This window comes from Cognatishimia sp. WU-CL00825 (genome assembly GCF_040364665.1).
Taxonomy (GTDB): domain Bacteria; phylum Pseudomonadota; class Alphaproteobacteria; order Rhodobacterales; family Rhodobacteraceae; genus Cognatishimia.
The window spans coordinates 1-24,123 of the sequence record NZ_BAABWX010000006.1 but is presented as its reverse complement, the minus strand read 5'-3'; the positions used below and the strand labels follow the sequence as shown (position 1 = coordinate 24,123).

At 56.1% G+C, this 24,123-nt stretch carries 22 protein-coding genes and 1 pseudogene; 2 read left to right on the top strand and 21 right to left on the bottom strand.

Annotated features, from left to right (window positions below):
* Positions 1-34 precede the first annotated feature (34 nt).
* From ABXG94_RS15750 to ABXG94_RS15720, 7 genes are all read right to left on the bottom strand, one after another.
* Complete coding sequence (locus tag ABXG94_RS15750; protein ID WP_353535802.1) at positions 35-1,021, bottom strand: aldo/keto reductase; 987 nt, start codon at positions 1,019-1,021, stop codon at positions 35-37.
* A 12-nt stretch (positions 1,022-1,033) separates the two neighbouring features.
* Positions 1,034-2,581, bottom strand: coding sequence for a sugar ABC transporter ATP-binding protein (locus ABXG94_RS15745; RefSeq protein ID WP_353535800.1), 1,548 nt, complete (start codon positions 2,579-2,581; stop codon positions 1,034-1,036).
* A gap of 3 nt (positions 2,582-2,584) precedes the next feature.
* Complete coding sequence (locus ABXG94_RS15740; protein ID WP_353535798.1) at positions 2,585-3,544, bottom strand: ABC transporter permease; 960 nt, start codon at positions 3,542-3,544, stop codon at positions 2,585-2,587.
* On the bottom strand, positions 3,544-4,554 hold the full coding sequence (locus ABXG94_RS15735; protein WP_353535796.1) for an ABC transporter permease: 1,011 nt from the start codon (positions 4,552-4,554) through the stop codon (positions 3,544-3,546). Before ABXG94_RS15735 ends, ABXG94_RS15740 begins: the two co-directional genes overlap by 1 nt.
* 109 nt (positions 4,555-4,663) lie before the next feature.
* Positions 4,664-5,680: a sugar ABC transporter substrate-binding protein gene (locus ABXG94_RS15730; RefSeq protein ID WP_353535794.1), complete on the bottom strand. Its 1,017-nt coding sequence runs from the start codon at positions 5,678-5,680 to the stop codon at positions 4,664-4,666.
* Between the two features lie 68 nt (positions 5,681-5,748).
* Positions 5,749-6,876 (bottom strand): glycerol dehydrogenase, encoded by a 1,128-nt coding sequence (locus ABXG94_RS15725; RefSeq protein WP_353535792.1) that lies wholly within the window; start codon positions 6,874-6,876, stop codon positions 5,749-5,751.
* Positions 6,876-7,238: a DUF1330 domain-containing protein gene (locus ABXG94_RS15720; RefSeq protein WP_353535790.1), complete on the bottom strand. Its 363-nt coding sequence runs from the start codon at positions 7,236-7,238 to the stop codon at positions 6,876-6,878. Before ABXG94_RS15720 ends, ABXG94_RS15725 begins: the two co-directional genes overlap by 1 nt.
* A 241-nt stretch (positions 7,239-7,479) precedes the next feature.
* On the opposite strand from ABXG94_RS15720, the gene ABXG94_RS15715 reads away from it, so the two are divergent.
* Positions 7,480-8,445, top strand: coding sequence for a GntR family transcriptional regulator (locus ABXG94_RS15715; protein WP_353535789.1), 966 nt, complete (start codon positions 7,480-7,482; stop codon positions 8,443-8,445).
* A 383-nt stretch (positions 8,446-8,828) separates the two neighbouring features.
* On the opposite strand, the gene ABXG94_RS15710 is transcribed toward ABXG94_RS15715, so the two are convergent.
* The 13 genes and pseudogenes from ABXG94_RS15710 to ABXG94_RS15650 all read right to left on the bottom strand — a co-directional run bounded on the left by ABXG94_RS15710 (position 8,829) and on the right by ABXG94_RS15650 (position 20,418).
* On the bottom strand, positions 8,829-10,073 hold the full coding sequence (locus tag ABXG94_RS15710; RefSeq protein WP_353535788.1) for an APC family permease: 1,245 nt from the start codon (positions 10,071-10,073) through the stop codon (positions 8,829-8,831).
* A gap of 523 nt (positions 10,074-10,596) precedes the next feature.
* A pseudogene (locus tag ABXG94_RS17810) lies at positions 10,597-10,698 on the bottom strand (NADP-dependent isocitrate dehydrogenase); the annotation flags it as partial.
* A gap of 49 nt (positions 10,699-10,747) precedes the next feature.
* Complete coding sequence (locus ABXG94_RS15700) at positions 10,748-11,506, bottom strand: hydroxypyruvate isomerase family protein (protein WP_353535786.1); 759 nt, start codon at positions 11,504-11,506, stop codon at positions 10,748-10,750.
* Positions 11,503-12,153: a 3-oxo-tetronate 4-phosphate decarboxylase gene (otnC, locus tag ABXG94_RS15695; protein ID WP_353535784.1), complete on the bottom strand. Its 651-nt coding sequence runs from the start codon at positions 12,151-12,153 to the stop codon at positions 11,503-11,505. The genes ABXG94_RS15700 and otnC overlap by 4 nt, the downstream gene beginning before the upstream one ends.
* The gene (gene otnK / locus ABXG94_RS15690) at positions 12,150-13,424 is read right to left on the bottom strand and encodes a 3-oxo-tetronate kinase (protein WP_353535783.1); all 1,275 of its coding nucleotides are present in this window, start codon (positions 13,422-13,424) and stop codon (positions 12,150-12,152) included. The genes otnC and otnK overlap by 4 nt, the downstream gene beginning before the upstream one ends.
* Entirely contained in the window at positions 13,421-13,699 is a 279-nt protein-coding gene (locus tag ABXG94_RS15685; RefSeq protein ID WP_353535781.1) for a hypothetical protein, read from the bottom strand. Before ABXG94_RS15685 ends, otnK begins: the two co-directional genes overlap by 4 nt.
* On the bottom strand, positions 13,686-14,393 hold the full coding sequence (locus tag ABXG94_RS15680; RefSeq protein ID WP_353535779.1) for an alpha/beta fold hydrolase: 708 nt from the start codon (positions 14,391-14,393) through the stop codon (positions 13,686-13,688). The genes ABXG94_RS15685 and ABXG94_RS15680 overlap by 14 nt, the downstream gene beginning before the upstream one ends.
* Complete coding sequence (locus ABXG94_RS15675) at positions 14,383-15,171, bottom strand: HpcH/HpaI aldolase family protein (RefSeq protein WP_353535778.1); 789 nt, start codon at positions 15,169-15,171, stop codon at positions 14,383-14,385. The genes ABXG94_RS15680 and ABXG94_RS15675 overlap by 11 nt, the downstream gene beginning before the upstream one ends.
* On the bottom strand, positions 15,171-16,298 hold the full coding sequence (locus tag ABXG94_RS15670; RefSeq protein WP_353535777.1) for a cupin domain-containing protein: 1,128 nt from the start codon (positions 16,296-16,298) through the stop codon (positions 15,171-15,173). The genes ABXG94_RS15675 and ABXG94_RS15670 overlap by 1 nt, the downstream gene beginning before the upstream one ends.
* 14 nt (positions 16,299-16,312) lie before the next feature.
* On the bottom strand, positions 16,313-17,365 hold the full coding sequence (locus ABXG94_RS15665; protein ID WP_353535776.1) for an ABC transporter ATP-binding protein: 1,053 nt from the start codon (positions 17,363-17,365) through the stop codon (positions 16,313-16,315).
* A 13-nt stretch (positions 17,366-17,378) separates the two neighbouring features.
* Positions 17,379-18,194: a carbohydrate ABC transporter permease gene (locus tag ABXG94_RS15660; RefSeq protein WP_353535774.1), complete on the bottom strand. Its 816-nt coding sequence runs from the start codon at positions 18,192-18,194 to the stop codon at positions 17,379-17,381.
* Positions 18,191-19,075 carry a carbohydrate ABC transporter permease gene (locus ABXG94_RS15655; RefSeq protein WP_353535772.1) on the bottom strand — a complete coding sequence of 295 codons (885 nt, stop codon included), beginning with the start codon at positions 19,073-19,075 and terminating at the stop codon, positions 18,191-18,193. Before ABXG94_RS15655 ends, ABXG94_RS15660 begins: the two co-directional genes overlap by 4 nt.
* A 68-nt stretch (positions 19,076-19,143) precedes the next feature.
* A complete protein-coding gene (locus ABXG94_RS15650) occupies positions 19,144-20,418 on the bottom strand; it encodes an ABC transporter substrate-binding protein (RefSeq protein ID WP_353535770.1) in 1,275 nt (424 codons plus the stop codon).
* A gap of 133 nt (positions 20,419-20,551) precedes the next feature.
* Here ABXG94_RS15650 and ABXG94_RS15645 point away from each other — a divergent pair, with 133 nt between their 5' ends.
* Positions 20,552-21,205 (top strand): GntR family transcriptional regulator, encoded by a 654-nt coding sequence (locus ABXG94_RS15645; protein ID WP_353535769.1) that lies wholly within the window; start codon positions 20,552-20,554, stop codon positions 21,203-21,205.
* Between the two features lie 352 nt (positions 21,206-21,557).
* Here the strand turns inward: ABXG94_RS15645 and ABXG94_RS15640 are convergent, their stop codons facing one another.
* Positions 21,558-23,774, bottom strand: coding sequence for an NADP-dependent isocitrate dehydrogenase (locus ABXG94_RS15640; protein WP_353535767.1), 2,217 nt, complete (start codon positions 23,772-23,774; stop codon positions 21,558-21,560).
* Positions 23,775-24,123: the final 349 nt, after the last annotated feature.

The following is a 24,123-nucleotide window of genomic DNA, read 5'->3' as shown; positions in this document are numbered from 1 at the left end:
TGTTGTTGGTCGATGAATGGCCCGTGTGGCCGGTTCAACCTTGCAAGGCGTGACGCTCCAAATCGGCCCAAGCGCTGTCGGGCAGCGGTTGGACGAGGTCGTTCATGTTGCTTTGAAGCTTGTCCACACTGTCGACACCAAGCAGCATGCTGGCTACGGCGGGAGCTTGAATCGGGAACTGCAGTGCCGCTTGAATGAGGCTATGTCCTCGCGTCTGGGCGATGTCGTCCATGGTCGCGACGCGTGCTTTGATCTCAGAGCTGGCGGGCTGATAGTCGAAATAGGCCCCCTCTGTCGCCCCCGTCGCCAAGATGCCTGAGTTGAAGACCCCGCCTGCGATGATTGCGACACCGCGAGCGCCGCATTGAGCCACAAGTTCCGCACCGGATCGATCCAGCAGCGTATAGCGTCCGGCCAATAGGATGCAGTCCAAATCCGCACGCGCCATTATGTCGTGGCAGATGGCGACGTCGTTGACGCCGATGCCCCACGCCTTGATCGCGCCAGTTGAGCGCAGCTCGTCCAGCGCCCGAAAGCCACCGTTTTCAAGTTGACCCAAGTAGTGTTCGTTCATTTCGGCGGAATGCGCGAACTGGCCGATATCATGTACATAGGCCACATCGATTTTCGTCAGCCCCAGACGGGCATAGCTGTCCTCAATGGACCGCATGATCCCGTCATAAGTGTAATCGAATTCCGCCCCGAACTTCAGCGCGTTGACGAAGGCCGCAATATCCGGCGACGAACTGGAGTTCGGTTTGAGCAGTCGCCCCACTTTGGTCGACAAGGTCCAGTCTTCGGAACTTTTGCCTTGCAAGAAATCCCCGACCCTGCGTTCAGCCAAGCCGAAGCCATAAAACGGCGCTGTATCGAAATAACGAATACCCCTTTGCCAGGCGGCCTCCAAAACCTGCATGGCCGTCTCACGTGGGCTTTCGACGTAAAGCCCGCCCAAGGGGCCAGTGCCCAGACCAATCTGAGACAACTTAAGGCGGCTATTCGCAATGGTGTTGAACTTCATCTGATCCGCTCCCTAACGCGACAATGCCGATTTGGCCCGCCGCAATTCATCCTTAGTGTGGTGAATGTGCTCCATCACCGATTGGCTCATGGCCTTATAATCACCGGTGTTTGTGACGTCGCCTTTGATGATAAAATCATCCATCACCAAAATTCGATCCGCGAGCGAAATCATTTCAGGCAAATCACTGGTGATCAACAACACGGCCGTCCCATCATCGGCGAGCTCGTGCAGCAATTCGTGCAGATAGGCTTTGCTTTTCACATCAATGCCCACTGTGGGCTCATCCACAATCAACACTTCCACACCCGCCGCGAGCCATTTGGCCATGGCGATTTTCTGTTGATTGCCGCCCGAGAGATTGCCGACCTTTTGGTTTAGCGAGGGCGTTTTCACCGCGAGTTTGTCCAAGAAGGGAACGGTCCGTTTCTTGATCCTTGCGCGCGTCAACCATCCCAAACGGTTCGCTGATTTGCGCCAAACCGTGATGCCCGCGTTTTCCAAAACGGAATGTTCTAGGATCAGCCCCTCATCCTTACGGTTCTCGCTGACGTAGCCAATCTTGTGCCGATGCAGCGCGTCCGTCGGATTGTCAATTTCAACAGTGTGGCCGTCCCGTAGAACCTCGCCTTTAGTGATCGTCGCGGCCCCCATAATCGCCTTGGCCAGCTCTGTCCGTCCCGCGCCGACCAGCCCGTAAAGACCGACAATTTCACAGCGTTTGACGTCCAGGTTGATACCCTTATGTCCTTGGGCCGTTGACACATCTTTGAGCTCCAGAGCAACCGATTGCTCCCCTTCCCGACGGTGCCGGGCTTTGGCGGTGCCTTCCTCGCGGCCAATCATCAAGCGAATCAAGTCCTGCCGCTCTAGGTTTTCCATCGCAATGTTTTCACCTGCGTTCTTCCCATCACGCAATACGCTGACCGTGTCGCAGATCTCCTTCACCTCTTCGAGCTTATGGCTGACAAACAACATACTCACCCCGTCGTCGCGCAATCGGTGCAGCACATCGAACAATGCCTTAGATTCCATCGGCGTGAGCGAGGCGGTCGGCTCATCCAACAGCAAAACCCGGGTCTGTTGCGACAGCGCCTTGGCGATCTCAACCATTTGCATCTGGGCCACACTGAGCCGCGAGACCTGTGTGGTGGGATCGATATCGAGGCCGAGCATATCGAGCCACGGCTTGGCTTGTTCATTAAGCTGCGCATAATCAATCGGCGTGATCGGATGATCGGCGAGCTGGCTCAGGGCCATATTCTCGGCCACCGAAAATCGCGGGATCAGGTTGCGCTCTTGATGAACCACCCCCACGCCTGCGGCGATGGCGTCATGAGGGCGGGCAAAATTCACCGGCTCGGAACCTGCGAACAATTGTCCTTCATCGGGGCTATACACGCCCGTGACAAGTTTGATCAACGTGGATTTGCCCGCCCCATTTTCCCCCAGCAGCGCATGGATTGATCCCTCACGCATTTGCATGGAGACGCCCTGCAACGCTTTCACACCGGGAAAAAACTTACTCACTGCGCGCGCTTCGAATGCAATGTTGGACATGACCTACTCCTGCCCCGCGCGTTGCAACCGCGACTCGCGCCATTGGTTGGCAAAGACCGCCGCCAAAATCATCAGGCCTAAGACCACCTGAACCAAGAACGGGTCGATGTGAAACAGCACAAGCGCCTGTGTGATCTGGGCCACAATGAGAACCCCAAACACAGTTGCTACCGTACTCACATGTCCACCCGCGAGGATCGCGCCACCGATAATGGGCGCGGCGAAGGACATGATTAGCCAATCATCTCCGATCGTCGGTTGCCCAAGCTGTAAACGTGCGACCAGCAAAATTCCGGCGCAGGCCGCCAGAAGACCTGAAATAGCGTGGGCAATGACCACGGTTTTGGTTGTGGAAATACCTGAAAGTTCGGCGGAATGGGCATTGCCGCCAACCGCGAGAAGCCAACGACCAACCGGCAACCTGTTGAAGAACACCACCATCAAAATTACGGTCAGAGCGGCAGGTATGAAGATAATGGGGAACGGTCCAAAGAGGGTCGAGTTGCCAAAGAGCTTCACAGAATCAGGAATTTCATAGAACGGCTGGGCCTGCGTGATCGCAAGGTTGAGGCCTTTGAAAATCGACAATGTCGCAAGGGTAATCACAAAGGCGGAAATCCCTGTCAGCCCGATGAGCAGTCCGTTGAGCAAACCGCCCGCCAGCCCGACGCCAAGCGCCATGGCACCTGCCAAAACCGGTGGGATGCCAAAGACTTCCATCAAGCCGGCGAAGATCACAGCAGCCAATCCGCCCAATGCGCCGACCGAGAGGTTCATCTGGCCAATCGCAATAATCACCATCTGCGACAATGCAATCAACACGTTGATTGAAACAGCTTCCAAAAGCACTTGGATGTTGAATGTGGAGAGGAAGGCCGGATTGAACAGGCTGATGAGCACACCAAGTGAAAGAGCCACAATCAAGGGCGTCACCCAGTCGCTTTGTACAAATAGACGAGACATCACTGTGCTCTCCGTTCAAGAAACTTCCGGCGCGCCAGGTCAGCAAGCACCGCAAGTAGCAGAACTGCACCAAGGGTAGCTTGAAGCCAAAAATCACCGATTTGCATCAACAACAAACCATTGCTCAGGACCGTGACAAGAACAGCGCCCAGAAACGCGCCAACCACCGAAATTTTTCCGCCCGTTAGAACCGCACCTCCGAGCACCGGCCCGAGGAACGCAATGAGCAGCCAATCTTGGCCTTGTTGACCCGCCATCGACGGAATAGCCGCACCATTTCGGGCGACCAACAAGAGGGCTGCAATCGCAGCCAATCCGCCTGAAAGCGCGTGGGCAAGCACAATCATTCGCCCGACACGGACGCCTGAGAGCATGGCGGCTTCCGGCTTCGCGCCTGCTGCCAACATCTCTTTGCCGACACGGGTAAAACTGTACAAAATGATGAGTGCAACTGCGACGATCAAAGCTGGCCCAAGCATCGCCGACAGCCCCATGACTTTCATGCGCCCAAAACTGACGAAGGACGCGGGGATACCGCGGTAAGTCTGAGCCTGCGTCAGGAAGATCATGATCCCGAAGAAGAGGCTCATGGTCGCCAGTGTCACAATGAAACTATGGAGCCGTGTTTTCACCTCGATCGTCCCGTTGATCGCGCCCAGCATTGCTCCTGCCGCAATCGCGGCGATGAGCGCAAAGGGCCAAGGCATGCCAATTTCTTGCAGCAACCACCCGCAGACCATGGCGGAGCAAACGCCGATCGCGCCCACGGCCAAACTCAACCCGCCTGTCGCAATCACAGCCATCATGGAAAACCCGATCATAACATTGATCGCGGCGGCACGGCTCATGGAATTGAGATTGAAGGAGGATAGAAAACCGGACGACACAGAGTAAAACAACGTGCCAAACACCACAATCAGCAAGAGTAGGCCAAACTCGTTCGACAGCAACAGGCGCCTCACGGTCGGCCCCCAAACCGTTTTTTGAGCGTCAAAAGATACAAGGGACATTTGATTATCCTAGTCTTCGGTCTGGAAAGACCGCATGAAAAAGCGTCAGCTCTTTCGTCCACATTGCATAGGAAGGGACGGACACCCAAGCGCCCGCCTTCGTCGATCATCAGTTACAGCTCAGGAAGTCTGCTTCGACTTTGCGCATCAACTCTTCAGTCATTGCGCGATCAACATCTGCACGGGCGTCGACATTTCCGGCGTCCACATATGGCGCACCAGAGTCTATGAAACGCGCAGTCAAAGGATGATCAGCAAATGGCGCATCCGCGCTAACTTCACAGCCGTTCAAAAGCTTGTCCGCGGCAAACGCTGCGACGTAGGCTTGACCGTATGGGTTTTGCAACATCGAGCCAACTACATAGCCATCGCGGATGGCATCCATAACCACTTCATCATGGTCAATCGCCACCATCTTGATACGCTGATCCCCGATGCGACGCATGGCATTTGATGCCACAACGGCTGGCACCCACGCCGTAGTGATCACGCCGTCAATCTCAGAGCCATGGGCCGCGAGATAGGCACCGATTTTCTCTTCGGCAGGCTCAGGCGCATCGATATCGGCGATGACTTGAACGATTTCAACGCCAGCCTCAGCGGCGGCCTTTGCCACACCATCAATGCGCAACTGCGTGTTTGGCTCAACTAACCAACCGGTGAAATGCGCAATCTTCTTCGTGCCCGGTCCCATCGCTTCAATCAGGTGCTTTGTCCCAGTGTAGGCCGACACACCGGCATCAGATGCCAAGCAGAAAGACACGTCAGAAGGGTCATTCACGCAGGCAGAAACCGCGATCACAGGTGCGCCAGTTCCCACCAATTCGTTCAATGTCGGAACGCTGCCAACCGGGTCGCCGGGGTGAATTGCAAAGGCGTTGTATCCTTGAGTGACCAAGCTTTCGAGCAGGTCGTTTTGCAGGTTCAATTCCCATTTTTGCGGGAATCTGTAATCCGCTGCGCCAAGATTAAAGTCTTCTTTCGCAGCCATCGACGCGGGCTCCCAATCCGCAAAGAACGGATGTGGGCCGCCTGGTACATGGGCGATTTTGGTCTCAGCTTGTGCGCCAAATGCCACAAGGGCGAGCGACGCAGCTCCAGTCAAAAGTGTAGTGATGCGTTTCATGTCTTCTCCTCCAAGATATGGCTAAGTCTTCTCACCGGCAGCGCCATGAAATGCGCGGTGGGTCCTTTTTATTGGGGGAGCTCCAAGGGCTGCGCGTTGTGCCCTCGTAGTGATATCCCCAATTTATTCGTTTTGATAAGTGCGTCTTTCAGGCGCGGCGCTGTCAGTGCCGGCGTCATATTCGTCGCATATTTATGTGCGAGGGTGGCCGCGACCATCTGATCCAGATCCGCAGGCCTCATGTCGCCCTCATACCCTAAATCCGCGAATGTCGTCGGCAGATTGGTGTAAGCGAGAATGGCGATCAGTTGATCCAAGGCCTGTTGCGGTCGATCCTCGATCACGGTTTGAACTAGCGCGCCGAAAGCAACCATTTCACCATGCAGGTTCTTACCCATGGACGGGATCGCCGTGATCCCGCGGATCAAAGCATGCGCCAAGGACAGGCCACCGCTTTCAAAGCCAAGACCGCTGAGCAGAACCGTTGCTTCGACGAGCTCCTCAACTTTCTGGCTGACTTTGTGATTTTTCACATCATCATAAGCACTTACGGAGTGTGTTAAGATTACGTTGTAGCATTGGTCCGCAAGCATAATCGCAGTGGCAGAGGGCGGCGTCCCAAAGAAGTTCTCGCCCCCCGATGCTGAACATTGATGTGCCTCCAGACTCTTGCTGATGGCGTCGCCGATGCCCGCCGCAAAGAAACGCGCCGGTGCGTTCACGATAATTTCCGTATCCACCAAAATCGCCATCGGATTGAGCTTCAGGAAATCAATCTGGGTTGGCGTGCTGTTTTGATCGTTGATGACAATCAATCGGCTAGTCGGGGCATCGTTGGACGCGACTGTAGGGGCAATCACGACCGGAATATCCAGTTGCGCCGCCGCCGCCTTGGCCGCATCCACGGCCTTTCCGCCGCCGAGACCGATCACAACATCAGGCGCGAAGCCAGCAACCTGCTGATTGCATTGAGCCACCGTGTCGTGATTGATTTCGCCCGGGAATATGACCACGCTTGATGGATGTCCCGCGCGCTCCAGACTGTTGAGCAAACTCGGTAAGGCAATTATTCGCACCGTTTCGTCGCAGAGCACAACTGGGCATTTGAAGCCAAGCTCACAGAGCAATGGGCCTGCCTGGTTGAGCGCCCCTGGCCCCTGAATGTATCTTGAGGGAAATCCCATCGTCTTTAGCATCAGGAGTCACCATCCGTATGATCAGTAACTTGACCGTTATCGTCTGCGTCGGCAGCCAAGAGCGCCCGATCGAAAGCAGGGACGATCCGAATATCGCGACGCACCGATCCGCCAAGTTTTTCCAAAGCCTCCAGATAGGCTGGGCTTTCATACAGCGCGAGGGCTTGCTCTAAAGAGTCCCATTCAAGCAAAGTCACACGCGCCTGCTGGCCAGCCTCATAGGTTGCAACGGGCTCGCCTCGCGAAAGGTACCGCGCACCGGCGGCCAAAACAGCGGGAGCCGCGAGCTCGGCATAGGCCTGCAAAGCTGTTTCGTCATGGACCTCGTCGTAAAACGCGATGGTGTAAATCTTGCTTGTCAAAGTGTTCCTCCTACCTCGACCGCCTCCCGAAAACGACATCCGGGATTCGGCGATTAACCAATCGTTACTCCTCATTTGTGGTCTTTGTCAACAATATCCAATAAAAAGGTTTTGCCAGACCTTCACCTGACACCCCCCCCGAAAAGGTTGTGACTTCACGCCAAGTAAAATATATAATTCAAAGAGTTAACCTCCGAGTGGATGTAGTTCGATTATGGAACAAAGCCAAAATCTAGAAACAATGACCTACACGCTCCTGAGGCAAGCCATTGAAAAAGGGCGGTTAAACCCTGGCCGTGTCATCGTTGAATCTTCTATAGCAAAACTGATTGGGGCGAGCCGAACACCAGTGAAAGCCGCAATTGCACAGCTGCATTCCGAAGGGCGCCTTGCACGATTTTCCGGGCGCGGCTTCATCGTTCAAACTTCAGACAGCGAGGTCGATCGCCGCCCGATCACCGCCGACACACTTGGACTGGCATCCGATGAAGCGGGTGCTCTCAAGGTACGATCCTCGGAAAAACTCTATGCTGAAGTCGAGGCGGAGCTTGTACGCTGCGCCATTCGCGGGCGGCTTCGAATCAATGAATCCGATGCGGCGACACACTACGGCGTAGGACGAACCGTCATGCACGAAGTACTGTTGCAAGCGCAGTCAAACGGGCTGGTGGTTCGCGACGGAAGTTCTCGCTGGCACACGGTTGCGCTTGACGAAAACCGCATCACCGCCCTCTACGAATTACGCATGCTGTTGGAACCTGAGGCATTGGCCTTAACCGCCGGAGATATTGCGCCTTCCAAGCTTGATCTAATTGCATTGCGTTTGACCCGAGCGACCGCGTCTTACCCAAATGTTAGTCCTGCTGATCTGTTTAAGATGGAGGAGGATCTTCATATTGATTGCGTGACTGCCTGTCCCAATCAAGAAATTTCAGAGTCCTTGAGACGTACCAATTGTTTGCATTTGGCAAGCCGTTACGTTTTGGGCAATGAAGTTGATCTCCCAAAAGCAGAACCGTTTTTTGAAGAGCACCTGAACATCATCTCTGCAATGCAGGCCAAAGACTTTAGTATTGTAAAAAGCGAGACTCTTCGACACCTTCAGATAGCCTTGCCCAAAGTTATCGCGCGTGTTCAATCCGCAAAAATGGCGCTGGAACCACTAAATTTGCCATTCGTCAGTGATATCAACCCAGCGTCGGCTTAGCGGATTCCCTATTGCAACGGTGGCTCGTTGTTGCCGTAACAATTGCAAACTTAAGCTCCTTCATAATCAACCCCGAGTTATACTGAACTTGATTTCTGGAACAATGTAGTTAGCTCGGCCGTTTGTAGACGAATGGCCGCTTTTGTTCGCCGGAATGGCCGCCGTTGAACCTGCCGCGAGCGTCTCCTCGCCACCCATAGTGTTTTTCGCTGCATACAGTTCGAACTGCACTGGCTTTTTGATTTTGCTTTGGACCACAGAAACCCGTTCGCGAACGCATTGGGCCGCTACGCGCCCATTTTTCCTGAATTTCTGTCATGCGGCGAACGGCGGCGTTAAGTTGATTGTGATCCGCTACTTTGATGAAGCGGTCTCATTCTTCGTCAGAATAGCGATACGACCAACAAGATAACGCTGATGATTGCCCCGCATACCGGGACCAGCAGTGGTATCGAAAAATGATCATCCGCAGGTTCGGCCCGGCGCTTGATGGCAATCAGAGCTAAATTGACACATACGAACACGCTTAGAACGATTTGTGATGTCCACTCTGCAAGGCGTGCAATTGGTAGAAACAGACTGAGGCCGAGGATGCAGATTGCGACAAATGCGGTGGCGACAGAGGGTGTTTGTGTGCGGACCGATAGGCGCGCGAAACCGGCGGGCAACCGGCCGCGATCAGCCATGCCATAGATGACGCGGGACACCATGATCATCTGGATCAACACCCCATTCACCGTTGCCACGACAGCAATGGCTGTGAAGCTGATCTGCATTGCTTCTGGGGCATCAGCAAAGACGAGGGCTAATGGCGCAGATGACCCCGCAAGCGCCTCCATCGGGACTGCCATTGTCACTGCGACACAAGTGGCCAAGTAGAGGATGGTCGCAATGACGAGCGTATAGATGATCGCTTTTGGAAGTGTTCGGCGCGGTTCTTCAACCTCTTCTGCAACATTCACCATGTCTTCGAAACCGATGAACGCAAAAAAGGCGAGCACCGTCGCGCTGATGATGCCCATCCAGTGACTGCCCCATAGAGGTGGTATCAAGTCTTTTGGAGAGACGCCCAGTCTTTCCGTCATGGCCATGCTCCAGCCGATCACAACAAACAGGCCAAGAATTTCGATGACTGTGACAATGCCTGCGACGACAACAGATTGGGTGATCCCCCACCATGCCAGTAATCCCATCGTGGTCACGATTCCCAAGATGAGGGCGGAAGGTTCCACGCCTGTCAGGCTGCCCAAGTATCCGGAAGCCCCAACCGTGATGGCTGATGCCGAAACCAACCCTGAAATTGCAACGAGAATACCGATTGCAGTTGCGAGATTCGCGCGGCCGAAGCCCGCATCTACGTAGGCGGACTCGCCAGCACTGACCGGATAACGTGTCGCGAGTTCAGCATAGGAGAAGGCTGTGAATCCGACGACACTCGCCGCGAGCAAAAATGCGATCCAAGCATATGGGCCAGCTTGTGCTGCAGTGACGCCAATCAGGACGTAAATCCCGGCGCCAACAGTAACCCCCAGCCCGTAGAGTGTGAGAAGTGGAAGGGTCAATGACCGATTGAGTGACGTTGTCGGAGGTGCTTTGACTTGCGCCAACGGGATTGGATTCTTGACCATAGACTTGCCTTTGCGAGAGGTTAAACTGTTTGAAGCATTGGTAAGATAGAGGCGAAGATCAACTTCGGGATCAAAGGCGAGCTCTGAGCGAGCCAGTCCTTCGTTCAATCTTTAACAGAGCATCAAAGATCAGCATAGCAGACATTGGTGCGCCTGCGGCGAAAGGGCGAAAAGTCCCGCGACTTGATCCTTGGCCGCTCAATGCTCGCTGCACCACGCACCAATGGCCGCTTTTCCCGCTGCCACGCAGCGCGAAAGAATTAGCAGATGCAGCGCAATCCGTGCTGCGAGCGCGCGCAGCACAAATCCGGCACTTCCGGTGTGGGCTCACAGCCGACCTTCGCTGCGCAGTCTCTAAATGACCAGTTTAGACTAATAACACCACTCCGAACTCACCTCCCCCCCCACAACGAATCGTACGTTTGAGCCTCTGAAACGTACAAATTGTAGAAATAACCAAAAGTTCCTTTTGCGTACGCAGCGCAGGCAACCGTTTCGCGGCGAAACCTCGGGGGGGGGGATTTGCCAGCTCAACGTCATCTGTTTGCGCCGCCAGGGCTTCGGCCCAATAGCGTGCAAACCAATAGTGGCTGTCGCGGTTGTCCGGCGCGCCGAGCTTGCGGGCTTGGCCTGTTGAACGGGCAAAGTGCATCCAGTCAACAGATCGGGCCAGATCAACGTCTGTGCAGCCAAGACAAAGTCTCATCAGTCGGCACCTTTGGCTTATATTCTGCACCCAAAGGCTTGTTGTAACCAAGTGAACCGATCACACCGAAGATGTGGTCATAGTTCACCTCTCCTGTGTTGGGCGGTCCGCGATCCGGCACTGATGCAAATTGGATATGTCCGATGTGTGTCATCAAGTTCGTCAGTTTGCGGGTCAGATCGCCTTCCATCAGTTGCACATGGTAGCAGTCGAACATGAGCTTGAGGTTGGGCGCATGCACGCTATAGATCACATCGACTGCCTGCGCGGTCGTTTTCAGGAAATACCCCGGCGCATCATAACGGTTCAGTGGTTCGATCAGAATTGTGATCCCGTGTGGTGCGGCTTGTGTGCAGGCGTATCCTAGATTGGCGACAAAAGTTTCGCGGGCATCCAGAGCGCTTGAAAAGCCGGCCATGACGTGCACGCTCTTGCACCCGATGGCACTTGCATAAGAGATTGCTTCATCAATTGCGGCGTGGGCGTCGTCGATTCTATCAGGCAGTGCGGCAAGGCCGTTTTCACCAGCCGACACGTCGCCGCGTGCTGTATTCAACCCTAGCATTTGCAGACAGGTTTCATCTAGGGCAGCGCGCACTTCCGCCGCAGGTGTCGCAAAGGGCCAATGACATTCGACCGCATCAAAGCCTGCAGTTTTCGCCGCTCGGATGGCATCGGGAAGAGACAACTCTGCCCACAGGAAGCCTAAGTTGGCGGAAAACCTCATGCCTCCCACTCCACAGCAAATGTCGTTACCAACCGCTCCACATCTGTGTGTGTGAGTCCGCGCGGTGACATGCCGTGCGTCATCATCGCCAAGCGCGCGGTGTCTTCAAGTTCTTCAATCGCGTTGCAGGCGGCTTCGATATCCTTGCCTGCCACCACTGGGCCGTGATTGGCCAACATCACCGCGGAACGTTTCCCGGCGAGGCCACGCACCGCATCCCCCATCGCCGGATCACCGGGCAGAAAGAACGGCAGGAGTTTAACGCGCCCCAGTTTCATGATTGCATAGGGGGTAAGGTGGGGCAGAAAATCATCCTCATTCGCATCAGGCATCATGGACAGCGCAACTGAATGACATGAGTGTAGATGCACAACCGCCCCCGCCGTGGAGCGGGTGTCGTAGAAAGCGCAATGCAGTGGCATTTCCTTGGTCGGCGGGTCTCCGTCGATCAACCCGCCTTGCGGGTCAAACCGACTGAGCTTTGCGGGGTCAAGGCGGCCAAAACTGGTGCCCGTGGGCGAGACCAGCAGGCCCCCGTCAGCCGTGCGCGCGGATATGTTTCCAGTGCTGCCACCAGTCAGGCCACGGTCAAACATGGATTTCGCCAATAGGCAGATCTGTTCGCGCAGTTGGGTTTCCGCTGTCATGCGTTGTCCAGTTTGCTTAAGGCGTCTGTAAAGAAGTCTTCACGACCAAAGTTGCCGGATTTGAGGGCCAGCGCAATCTGCGTGCCGTCTGAGATGCAATAGGTCCACGGCACACCGGGAGCGATTTCGGAGCCTATGTCGAGCTGTGCGACCCCCAGTGCCTTGGTCACGGCACCTGACGTTTCGCCACCCGCTACGATGATGCGGCGTGCGCCCGCATCACGGGCAGCGGTGGCGCAGTCGGCGAGGGTGTTTTCGATCAGGGCGCCCACTTCGGCTACTCCGATCCTGACCTGCGCGGCCTTGACGCTGGCCGGATCAGCGGTGGCATAGACAAGCGGTGCTTGTGTCATGTCCTGCCCATCCAACCAATCGAGAACCTCTTGTTTTCCGCTTTCCACGAGTGTCAGCGGGTCGAGTTGATAAGAGGGCGCACCCGTCGCGATATAGGCTGCGACCTGCGCGTTGGTCATGGCCGAGCAGCTGCCGGACAAGACGATTGTTGCGTCAGGAAGGGTGTGATGCGGCTGTTTGGGCGCATCTTCCGAAAGCAACCCGTCGGCCAGATAGAGGGCGGGCAGCGGCATCGCGACGGCGGAGCCACCGGTCATCAGCGGCATGTCACGGCAGGCGGTCGCAATGGTCACAAGGTCACTGTTGGCGACAGCATCAACAACAACATGGGCGGTCCCCTCGGCGCGGATCTGCGCAAGGGCGTCCTGCAAGGCCTGCGCCCCTTGGGCCACTGTAAGGCGGTCAATCAGGTCGACCTGACCCTGCACTTGCGGGGCCAGAAGGCGCATCAAATTGCTATCGCGCATGGGGGTCAGCGGGTGGTCCTTCATCGGGCTTTCGGCAAGCAACTGATGGCCGACGAAGAGGTTGCCCATAAAGATGGAACGGCCGTTTTCGGGAAAGGCTGGGCAATAGATGGTTTGATCTGTGCCAAGATCGTCCATGAGCGCCTCGGCCACGGGGCCGATATTGCCCTCGGCGGTACTGTCAAAGGTAGAGCAATACTTCCAGAAGAAACGACGAGCCCCCGCATCGCGCAGCCATGCCAGCGCCGCGCGGGTTTCATCAATCGCCTCCTGCACGGGTGCGGTGCGGGATTTAAGGGCGATGACCTCAAATGCGCTGGTGTCGTTGGGAGGGGTGTCAGGCACACCAATACGTAGGGATACCCGCACACCGCTGCGCGCCAAAAGGCCTGCGATGTCTGTTGCGCCGGTGAAATCGTCGGCGATGCAGCCTAGAATAGTTCCGCTCATGTGCGTGCCTTTTCGAAGTCGGCCCAGGGGGACTGAAAGGTTTCAAAATCAATATGCCCATCTTTCAACGGGTCTAGAGCAACGGCTTCGGCAGCGAACAGCCGGTCGAGCGCAGCGTTCAGCTTCGGGATCACATCATTCGGCACACAGACCGCGCCGTGGGTAAATCCCGTGAACCCGCGCCGGCCTTGGGCTATTTCGAACGCGTTGCAGACGGTGGGTGTATCGTAGGTGTGCAAACGATTGATGAGCCCGGAGATGTCAGAGGTGTTCATTAAGTGCTTCCTGCCAATTTCGCACCACTGTGGCGCAGGTATTTGGGTCTTCCAGCAGGGCAAAATGCCCCAAGCCATCCAGCGTGCGAAATTGCCCGTTGGGCGCACTTTGTGCGGCAGCCTGACCTTGCGGGGTCGGAGCGGCCTGATCGTGGGTACCCGTTGCGGCCAGAACGGGCATTACCGCCCGTTTCAACGCAAGCAGCGCACCCGGTCGGCTTAAGGCCAGCTGGGTTTGCGCGCCAATGAGAGGTGCCGTCACTTCGGCCATCCGGATGATTGCGGCCCGTGTTGTATCAGGGTCGGGGCCGAAGACGCCCGAAAGGCGGGTCCTAAGGGCCTCAGCCCCTCCATGTGTTTGGACATCCTGCGCCAGAGCGTGACGCGACGGGGCCTTGGCGGGGTCATCAGCGTAAGGATTGAGGCCGAAAAGGATTAGGCGATCAGCGATTATGCTGTCTGCGAAATGGGCCGCCACGATAGCACCAAGGGAAAAGCCGCAGACGATCGTGTCGTTTGCAAGGCCTTCGAAATCCATGCGGTAGTCTTCGATCGAAGGACGGTCCAGAGTCACATAGGTCCGCGCGCTGTTTGCAACGTCAAGGGCATCAAGAAACCCTTCAAACACCGCCCCCGTGCACAACGTGCCGTGCAAGAGCAGCCAAGGCTTGTTTGACAATCCCTCAATAGCCATTTTGAGCGGTGGTTTCGGGGCTCGTGTCTCCAAGGGTGACACGCACGGCCTCGCGCATACTGCGGGTCAGATGGGCAAAGTCGTTGCCAGGAGTCACAAGGCGGAAGCCCTGTTCGATGCGGGTGCGCGCCTCTTCGCCGGACCCGCAGAAAATGCCTGCTGGAATGCCGCGTTTGGTGGCTGCGGCCAATACATGAAGCAAAGCGACCTCGGATTTCGGGCGGGGATGGCCAGAGTGACCATCCAGTTCAAACGCCAGATCGTTGGGGCCGATATAGATCATATCGACGCCGACGACATCGAGGATCTCTTCGATGCGCTCGACCGCTTCGGCGGTTTCGATCATCGGGATGGCCATCACAGTCTCATTCGCCTGCGCGACATAGTCCGGCCCGCCATAAAGCAGCCCGCGGGAGGGGCCAAAGCTGCGGTTGCCAAGGGGCGGGTAGCGGCAGGCATCCACCAGCGTTTTGGTTTGTTCCGGCGTAGAGATCATCGGGCAGATGATGCCATAAGCCCCTGCATCCAAGAGCTGCATGATCTTCGCTGGACTAAGCTCTGGCACGCGAACCATAGGCGTGGCGGGCGTGGCCGAGATCGCCTGCATCATCGCCAATGCGTCCGAAAAGCCCAGCATGCCATGTTGCAGATCGACCGTGACAGCGTGGACGCCGCTGTGGCCGACGCCCTCGGCAGAATAGGGCGAGCCAATCGAGAGCCAGCCGTTCACGACGATCTGTGACGCCGCGAGGCGGGTTCGGACAGAGTTGGCGCGCATTAGCCCGCCCTCCCGTAACTTGGCAAAAGGCTCGCTTTGGCGACAAAGCCACTGGCGTCAAGCCCCGCACCGGCTTTCTGGGCTTCGGTCAAAACCTCTGGGGTAAATTCGGGGCGCTTGCGTTGATCACCGGATACAATCAGCAGGGTTTCAACCGGTTTGTCGCTTAGGGCGGTCATCTTGATCCACTGGTTCGCGGGCACGGAATAGGTTTCCCATGCGTCCAGAACAACGCTGGCATCCCCACCGACAAAATCAATGCGCATCCGGCCTTCGTGCCCGATAAGCACCATTTTCTGATCAATCGAGAACGGCCCAACAGAGCCACCAACCGGCAGGCGCTGCCATTCAGCCGAGAACCCGTGCGGGTTGATGATTGGTGCGGCATGTTCGCGGTTTTGGGTGATGCCGTAGCCAATGACCGGGGCCAACTCGGCGCCGCGTCCGGGCAAGGCACTGTCGATGAAGCCGGGGCGGAAATCCCGGTTGGCCTGCGTCACGATCCGCGACATCATCTCGGCGCGCGACACATCACGAAGGGCGGCGACATCTTCGTCTGCCATTGGCGCAATGCAGTCCTCGGCAGCAGGCACGGGATCACCGCGTGACGTATCAATAAGGGTGTTTTCAGACGAGATATACAACCCGTAATCGGCTGCCTCACGGATGATTTCCGGGTGGAAAATGACGCCGCCGGTGTTGTCGCCGCCCAAGGCGGTGAACAGCCAGCCGTCATCGGGGCCAGTGTTTGTGAAGCCGCGGAAGATCCAGGTTGGCACAGAAACGATATCGCCTTTCTTGCCCACAACCTCGTTTTCGCCGTTCGAACCCCAGCGGAATGTCCATTCTCCGGCCTGCACGATGAAAACTTCGGCGGTGAAGTGGATGTGCAGGTTGTTGGTGATGCCGTTGGGCATGGCTGCGGCACCAATATTGAAGCCATGGGCCTCGGGTAGGTTGATAACCTGATCATCCGATGATGTGACACCGGGCCCGATGATCGAATAGTTTTCCTTGGTGTCTGAACCGGGCTTTTTGCAGTCGATAAAGGCCACCGTGCACGACACGTAGTCGTCCCGTTTTATGTGGCGCGCATCGGCAATGTTTTGGGTGATCTGCGTCGTCATGTCGTGTCCTTTGTTTATCCGAGTCGTTCGCCCGTTGCGCGATCAAACAGATGAATGCGCGCGCCGTCTTTTGGCGTTAAATGGCAGGGTGAATTGATGTCAGCCTCAAAATCTGCATGGCCGCGCGCGCAGACCGACGATGGCCCGTTGCGCAACGTCACCAACGTGGATTCGCCCGTCAATTCGAGAGCATAAAGCTTGCCGCTGATTGCTGCGTTTTCATCCTGTGTAATATCGAGTTCCTCTGGGCGAATGCCCAGAACCACCCCGTCACGGTCACCAAGATCCACCGCAATTTCGACCCCGTCGGCGCGAAATGTCCCACCCTTAACAGTCCCATCAATCAAATTCATCGAAGGTGATCCGATGAAGCCCGCGACAAACAGATCGGCAGGTTCGGCATAGATTTTCTTTGGCGTATCAAGCTGCACAATGCGCCCTTCACGCATCACGGCAACACGGCTGGCGAGGGTCATTGCCTCCATCTGGTCGTGGGTCACGTAAACGGTGGTGACGCCCAGTTCGTGGTGCAGGTGTTTCAGCTCTGCGCGCATGGTGACACGCAGCTTTGCATCCAGGTTCGACAGGGGTTCGTCCATCAAAAAGATGCTTGGCGTGCGCACGATGGCGCGGGCCAGGGCCACGCGCTGGCGCTGACCGCCCGACAATTCGGAGGGGCGGCGCTCCAGCAGCGCATCCAGTTCGACCGTTGCAGCGGTTTCTTGAACGCGGGCTTTGCGCGCGGCCTTGGCCATTCCGCGCAGCTTTAACGGATATTCGATGTTCTGCTTCACGGTCATATGCGGGTACAAACCATAGTTTTGGAACACCATCGCGATGTCACGGTCTTTGGGCGGTTTGTCGTTGATCCGCTCACCCTTGATCATGATGTCGCCTGAGGTAATGTCCTCAAGCCCGGCAATCATGCGCATGGTCGTGGTTTTGCCACAGCCCGACGGGCCCAGCAGCACAAGGAATTCACCATCATGGATGGTCAAGCTTTGTTTCGGGACGGCAAGGAATGCGCCGTATTTCTTTTCGATGTCGACAAGACGGACTTCGGCCATAATCGGTTTCCTTCTATTTGACCGCGCCGGCCGTCATGCCGCGCGTAAAGTGTTTTTGAATGAACAGGGCCATGATGAAGATTGGCACGGTGATCATGACGCCAGCGGCGCTCATTAATTCCCACAGATCACCGCGTTCGGTGCGGAAACTGACAAGCCCCACGGGCAAGGTGACCGCATCACGGCGTGACAGGATTAGGGCGAACAGAAATTCGTTCCACGTCAGGATGAAGCAGAAGATCGAAGAGGTCATGATCCCCGGCGCAGCCATTGGCAAAACGATGTCTTTGATGACCCGCAAGCGCGAAGCGCCATCAATCATCGCGGCTTCTTCGCTGTCGGTTGGGATTGCGTCGATGAAGCCTTTGATCATCCAGATCACGAAGGGCGTGACGATAGCGAGATTCACAATGATCAACGCAAGCCGCGTATCCAGCATATTCAATTGCCGGAACATCAAGAAGAACGGCAGCACGATGACAACGGCTGGAATGAACTGCGTCGACAGGATCAGGAAGAACAGGAACTTGCGTCCTTTCACCCGAAACCGTGAGAATGAATAGGCCGCCAGCGCCGCACATGGCACCGCGATGGCAACCGTCACCGTCGCAACAATGACAGAGTTCATCACCATCGACCCCAGGTTCCACGGGGCCGAAAACACGGTCACAAAGTTCTGCAACGTGGGCTCAAAAACCAGCGACAGTGAATAAGCGTCGCGGGGCTGTTTGAAGGCCGTCAGGAACATCCATGCAATCGGGAATAGTACCACGATGGAAATAAGGACAAGGAGGGCGCGTTCGCCCACATAAGCGAGAGTGCGTTTCATGCGGTTGCCATCTTTCTTTCGCTCAGCAGCATGCGAACATACCAGATTGAGATAAACATCATGATCGCGGTTAGGATCCAGGCCAATGCCGATGCATAGCCCATGTCGAACCAGCGGAAACCAACGTTGAAGATGAAATAAGCGAGCGTTTCTGTTGAGGTGCCGGGGCCACCACCCGTTAGGGTCACGACCTGATCAAACATCTTCAGCGCAAAAATCGTTTTCAAAACGGCCATCACAAGGATCACACCGCGCATCTGCGGCAGAATGATACCAAAGATGATGCGCAGGTTAGAGGCCCCATCAATGCGGGCTGCTTCTTCGGTTTCGCGCGGGATGGACGCAAGCCCACCGAGACACATGAAGGTCATGTAAGGGGTCCAGTGCCAGACATCTGTCAGCACCAAAACCCCCATGGCCAGTTGCGGATCAGCCAGCCACGGCACCCCCTGCAAGGCAGGAAAAACCGCGCCCAACCCATTGGCGATCACTCCGAATTCGGGGTTGAACATAAAACGATAGCTGACGCCGATCAGGGCGGGACTCATGGCGAAGGGCAAAATCAGGATAATACGTGTGAAGGTGTGCATCGGCCCCTTGCGGCGCAGCAACAGCGCCAGCGCCATGGCCAAAATCACCGTCAGTATCACGCTGGTGATGACGAAAATGAAGGTCACCCAGAGCGAGTTCAGGAACTGGCTTTCGCTTGTGGCGTAAATGTAGTTGTCGAGGCCGACGAAACCCTCAGGTCGGCGGCTTTTAGTGAGGTCCCACGCGCGAAAAGACGTGATGAACGAATAGGCGAGCGGGTAGATAGTAGTCGCCAGCACAATTATGAAGGCCGGGATCAATAACCAATATGGAAGCAGCCGATCTTTCACGGGGAAACCTCATCACGTTTGGGGAAATGAAAGGGACCGGGCGACAGTTGCCGCCCAGCCATAGGGAGCTATCGGATCGCCGCGATATCCTCGGCGGCAGTGTTCAAGACGGCCTGCACGTCCGTTGCTTCGCCAGAAGCAAGGCTCGAGATCGCTGTCTCAAGGATCAGAACGATGCGCGGCCAGTTGTCGCCGAATTCCACACCGTCAGCCGTCGCCAAAGCATCGGCAGCCGCCTGGTGCATGCCGCCCCAGCGCTCATTGACTTCCGCGTCGGTCAGGTTGGACATGTGAACGGCGACAACCTCGGACAAGTCTGGGTCCATCAGCACATCACGCTCAAGTGCAGGATCGGTCAGCCAACCAAGAAATTCAGTGGCCGCGTCCTTGTTGTCAGACTCGGCCGTCACACCGAAGATCCACGTGTTGGTGAAGGATGTGCGATCTGCACCAGCGACCGCTGGCAGGGCCGTGAACCCAATTTGGTCAGCCGTCAGTGTGGATTGCTCAGGATCACTCAGCTGTGAGCGCACCCACCACCAGACAGGAAGCATCGCCGAGTTGCCCTGCTTAAAGCTGGTGACGGCGTCTTGTTCGACAAACACTGCGGAACCCGCAGGCACGATTTCTTCCTCGGTCAGATAGCTGATGTATGTTTCAGTCGCAGCGACACCTGCGTCCGAATTAAAGTTCGCCTTGCCATCAGCATCAAACAGATCGCCACCATTGCCCCAAAGCAGGTTCATCCAAACCATCAGGTTCTGACCATTGAGCTTGCCATAGGGCAGCGCCACGCCAGCGGCGTCGGTGTTTTCCTGAATGGCTTTGGCAGCTGTGACCATTTCTTCCCATGTCTGTGGGGGCGTCACGCCGGCTTCTTCCAGAATATCCGTGCGGTAAAACATCAGTTGAACGTGACCACGCACCGGCAGGCCGATCAATTCGCCATTCAGCATGCCATGACGCAAGTGTGCGGCTGGGAAATCGTTCAGGTCGGTGCCCTGAGCCTCAATGCCCGGCCCAATCGGCTGCATGAGCATCTGAAGCGAATGAACCCACTGATCCATCACAGACACAACATCATAGTCGCCACCTGCAACCATTTCGGTCGTCAGGGCCTCTTTCATGTTTGGGAACGGCACGTAATCGTAGACGACGTCGATGCCGGTCGCCTCTTCGAATTCGGCCAGTCGCGCCTCGTGGGCCTCAAACTGGCTGGACTTAACTGCAAGGACATTCACGGTCTGCCCTTCAAAGGGTCGACCTTCAGTGGCCTCCCACGCAAAGGCCTGTGCGCCGTAGAGTGATGCTGCGATCGCAATCGCACTGGTAAATAATTTCATGGTTTCCTCCCTAAACTCCGATCAACGTAAACGCAGGCTATCAGTTTCGTCAATAAAATTATTAATAATCCAGAATGGACAGTTTTTTCTAACCTGTTAAACTGGTTTTATTGAAAGAAACGGAGCCTCCAGTATGTCTGACCCGCTGACACAGGAACTCGAGAATGACGTTATTTTCGGGGTGTATCCGCCAGGTGCCAGAATCATCGAAGACCGCGTCATGGAGATCTATGGCGCCAAACGGCACGCGGTGCGCAACGCTTTTGCAGAGCTCGAAACGCGGGGGCTTCTGGTGCGGAGGCCCAATCGCGGGGTTGAGGTCGTGGACTTCACTCCCGATGAGGTTGATGCCCTTTACGATGTGCGCATCATCCTCGAAACGGCGGCCGCGGCACGTACTAAGCTGCCTTGTGATCCCGAGATTGCCTCGCGGCTATGTGACATCGCGCGCCGCCATGAAAAGGCGGTGAAAGAGCACGACTTTCGGGCCGTCTTTTGGCTCAATCAAGAGTTTCACGTTGTGCAATATTCCTGTTGCGGCAACCCACGCCTTGCTGAACTGATTGGCAAACATGCCCGCGCAGCGCAGCCCATTCGCGTCGTCAAATACGAGGATGAAACCCATATGAAACAAATTGTCAGCCAGCACTTTGACATCATCTCGGCGTTGCGTGGCACGTCACAAGACGCGCTTGTCGCGGCGGTTCGCGCCCATTTGCCTGCATCTGCCGAGGCCTACCGAACACTCTACAACCGTCGGTTCGGAGCAAGGGCCCGAACCAAATAAAGCCACCCACCTTCCCAAGCGACACCATTCAGTGGATGTCCGAACCCAGGCAACCTCGGTGCCTTTTGGTGTATTCACATAGATCATAGCTAGGACTGATCCCCATTTGTGCATCGAAGGCCTCAAAGGAGGACATTGGAGCAGTTGCGGCAAAAAGGCGCTTTTCCCCCAAACGAATCGTACGTTTCAGCCCCTGAAACGTACAAATTGTACAAATAACCAAAAGTTCCTTTTGCGTGCGCAGCGCAGGCAACCGTTTCGCCGCGAAACCTCGGGCGGGGATTTCACACACCCGGAAACGCAAAAAGCGCCCGGTCTCCCGGACGCTTTTCTGATCTAGCACGCGGCGTATTTAGCCGATGATCGCGTTCAATGTCGCGCTTGGGCGCATCACCGCTGCGGTCTTTTCTGGGTCGGTTTTGAAATATCCGCCCAGATCCGCTGGCTTGCCTTGAACCGCCGCCAGTTCCGCCAAAATCGCGGCTTCACCTTTGACCAGTTGATCGGCGATTTCACCAAAGTGGTTTGCCAGCTCGACGTCATCTGTTTGCGCCGCCAAAGCTTCGGCCCAATAGCGCGCAAACCAATAGTGGCTGTCGCGGTTGTCCGGCTCGCCGACCTTGCGGGATGGTGATTTGTTGTTGTCCAGAATGCCCTGTGTTGCCACTTCGGCCGCCGTGCCCAAAATGCCCGCTTTCACGTTATTTTGCGTGTCCGCGATAAAGTTCAGGCTTTCACCCAAGGCACAGAATTCACCCATGGAATCCCAACGCAGGTGGTTTTCTTCGACCAGCTGCTGCACGTGTTTTGGCGCAGAGCCACCGGCCCCGGTTTCAAACAGACCGCCACCTTTCATCAGCTTCACAATCGATAGCATTTTCGCGGATGTGCCCAGTTCCAGGATTGGGAACAGATCGGTCAGATAGTCGCGCAGCACATTGCCGGAAATCGCGATGCTGTCCTGGCCTGCAGTGATGGTTTTCAGCGTTTGAGCTGTCGCCTCACGTGGGGCCATAATCTGGAATTTATCAGCCACACCAGCCGCTTCCAGTGCCGGTTTCACCAGGGATATCAACTGTGCATCATGGGCGCGGTTTGCGTCCAGCCAGAAAATCGACTCAGACCCGGTCAAGCGCTGACGATCCAGCGCCAATTCGATCCAGTTCTCAATCGGCGCCGCCTTGGCCGTGCACGCCCGCCAGATATCACCGGCTTCGACCTCATGGCTGTGCAGGGTTTCGCCATTGGCAAGAACCACGCGAATAACCCCATCTGCTGGCGCTTCAAACGTGGTTGGGTGCGACCCATATTCCTCGGCTTTTTGCGCCATCAAACCCACGTTGGCAACCGCCCCAGCTGTGGCTGGGTTCAACGCGCCATTGGCTTTAAAGAACTCGACGGATTCGTCATAAATCGTCGAATAGCAACGGTCAGGGATCACACAATTTGTATCACCCTTGTTGCCGGCTTCGTCCCAACCTTTGCCGCCCGCGCGGATCACTGCTGGCATCGACGCATCGATGATGACGTCAGATGGCACGTGCAGGTTCGTGATGCCTTTGTCGCTGTCCACCATATACATGGTTGGGCGATCAAGTGCCGCGATGTCGGCTTTGATCTCGGCGGCATTGTCCATGCCGTCAATCGCCGCCAGAACATCACCCAGACCGGAATTGGCAGAGCCACCTGCAGCTGTGATTGCATCGCCATGTTTGTCCCAAACCGGGCCAAGCCAAGCTTTGACCGCGTGACCAAAGATGATCGGGTCAGAGACTTTCATCATGGTGGCTTTCATGTGCAAGCTGAACATGGTGCCGTCTGCTTTGGTGTCTTCGATCGCATCCGCCAGGAAAGACGCCAGCGCTTTGGCAGACATAAATGTCGCGTCCGCAACCGTGCCCGCTTCCAAAGGCCAAGTGGCTTTCAAAGCCGTCACGGTGCCATCAGCAGCCACAAATTCGATCTTTGCATCGCCCGCTTGCGCGGCTGTCACGATGGCAGATTTTTCGTTGGCGTAGAAATCATCGGCTGGCATGCTGGACACTTTGGTCTTGCTGTCAGAGGCCCATGTGCCCATGGAATGTGGGTTATTCTGCGCGTAGTTCTTAACGGCCTTGGCCGCACGACGGTCAGAGTTGCCTTCACGCAGAACCGGGTTTACCGCTGAACCTTTGATGCTGTCATAACGGGCGCGGATCGCTTTTTCTGCGTCAGACTGCGGATCTTCTGGATAATCCGGCAGCGCATAGCCTTTGGCCTGAAGCTCTTGGACAGCGCCAACAAGCTGAGGCACTGAAGCCGAGATATTTGGCAGCTTGATCACATTGGCCGATGGTGTTTTCACCAATACGCCCAATTCCGCCAGATCATCTGACTGGCGCTGTGCCTCTGTCAGGCTTTCCGGAAAGGTCGACAAGATGCGGCCCGCCAGCGAAATGTCTTTGGTGCCAACATCCAAATCCGCTGCCCCAGCAAAGGCGCGCACGATGGGCAATAGCGACGCAGAGGCCAGCTCGGGCGCTTCGTCTACAATGGTATACAATACGTCTGGTTGCGATGTTTCGGTCATGAGATCTCTACCTTTCACCGGTCTTGGAAGGGGTTTCGCGAGGTTCGGCGCCATTGCCAAATACGCGGGTTCAATAATTCCGTAAGCCCAAAAGCTTGCCACAAGCTTGCAAAATGGACTCATTCGCCGCCCTTTTAGAGCAGGTTTGCCCAGCAATCAATTGGCTTGCGAGTGAATCTGTGGCGACAAATTGCACCAGTGTCGGGATTGGCAGCAAATTCACGGCAGCTTGACCTGCCTTGCAAAGCTGGCACGCCCCCTGCCCCGCAGCGCTAAAGCGTGTCCCCCAAGGTCACGGTGGATTGCAGGTTTTCAAACACCCAGCCCTGCCCCAGATCTGCATCCTTGC

Excerpts from the sequence above, each read along its gene's own strand:
- ABXG94_RS15750 (WP_353535802.1), bottom strand. The coding sequence starts at position 1,021 with ATGAAGTTCAACACCATTGCGAATAGCCGCCTTAAGTTGTCTCAGATT.
- ABXG94_RS15745 (WP_353535800.1), bottom strand. The coding sequence starts at position 2,581 with ATGTCCAACATTGCATTCGAAGCGCGCGCAGTGAGTAAGTTTTTTCCC.
- ABXG94_RS15740 (WP_353535798.1), bottom strand. The coding sequence starts at position 3,544 with ATGTCTCGTCTATTTGTACAAAGCGACTGGGTGACGCCCTTGATTGTG.
- ABXG94_RS15735 (WP_353535796.1), bottom strand. The coding sequence starts at position 4,554 with ATGTCCCTTGTATCTTTTGACGCTCAAAAAACGGTTTGGGGGCCGACC.
- ABXG94_RS15730 (WP_353535794.1), bottom strand. The coding sequence starts at position 5,680 with ATGAAACGCATCACTACACTTTTGACTGGAGCTGCGTCGCTCGCCCTT.
- ABXG94_RS15725 (WP_353535792.1), bottom strand. The coding sequence starts at position 6,876 with ATGCTAAAGACGATGGGATTTCCCTCAAGATACATTCAGGGGCCAGGG.
- ABXG94_RS15715 (WP_353535789.1), top strand. The coding sequence starts at position 7,480 with ATGACCTACACGCTCCTGAGGCAAGCCATTGAAAAAGGGCGGTTAAAC.
- ABXG94_RS15710 (WP_353535788.1), bottom strand. The coding sequence starts at position 10,073 with ATGGTCAAGAATCCAATCCCGTTGGCGCAAGTCAAAGCACCTCCGACA.
- ABXG94_RS15700 (WP_353535786.1), bottom strand. The coding sequence starts at position 11,506 with ATGAGGTTTTCCGCCAACTTAGGCTTCCTGTGGGCAGAGTTGTCTCTT.
- otnC (WP_353535784.1), bottom strand. The coding sequence starts at position 12,153 with ATGACAGCGGAAACCCAACTGCGCGAACAGATCTGCCTATTGGCGAAA.
- otnK (WP_353535783.1), bottom strand. The coding sequence starts at position 13,424 with ATGAGCGGAACTATTCTAGGCTGCATCGCCGACGATTTCACCGGCGCA.
- ABXG94_RS15685 (WP_353535781.1), bottom strand. The coding sequence starts at position 13,699 with ATGAACACCTCTGACATCTCCGGGCTCATCAATCGTTTGCACACCTAC.
- ABXG94_RS15680 (WP_353535779.1), bottom strand. The coding sequence starts at position 14,393 with ATGGCTATTGAGGGATTGTCAAACAAGCCTTGGCTGCTCTTGCACGGC.
- ABXG94_RS15675 (WP_353535778.1), bottom strand. The coding sequence starts at position 15,171 with ATGCGCGCCAACTCTGTCCGAACCCGCCTCGCGGCGTCACAGATCGTC.
- ABXG94_RS15670 (WP_353535777.1), bottom strand. The coding sequence starts at position 16,298 with ATGACGACGCAGATCACCCAAAACATTGCCGATGCGCGCCACATAAAA.
- ABXG94_RS15665 (WP_353535776.1), bottom strand. The coding sequence starts at position 17,365 with ATGGCCGAAGTCCGTCTTGTCGACATCGAAAAGAAATACGGCGCATTC.
- ABXG94_RS15660 (WP_353535774.1), bottom strand. The coding sequence starts at position 18,194 with ATGAAACGCACTCTCGCTTATGTGGGCGAACGCGCCCTCCTTGTCCTT.
- ABXG94_RS15650 (WP_353535770.1), bottom strand. The coding sequence starts at position 20,418 with ATGAAATTATTTACCAGTGCGATTGCGATCGCAGCATCACTCTACGGC.
- ABXG94_RS15645 (WP_353535769.1), top strand. The coding sequence starts at position 20,552 with ATGTCTGACCCGCTGACACAGGAACTCGAGAATGACGTTATTTTCGGG.
- ABXG94_RS15640 (WP_353535767.1), bottom strand. The coding sequence starts at position 23,774 with ATGACCGAAACATCGCAACCAGACGTATTGTATACCATTGTAGACGAA.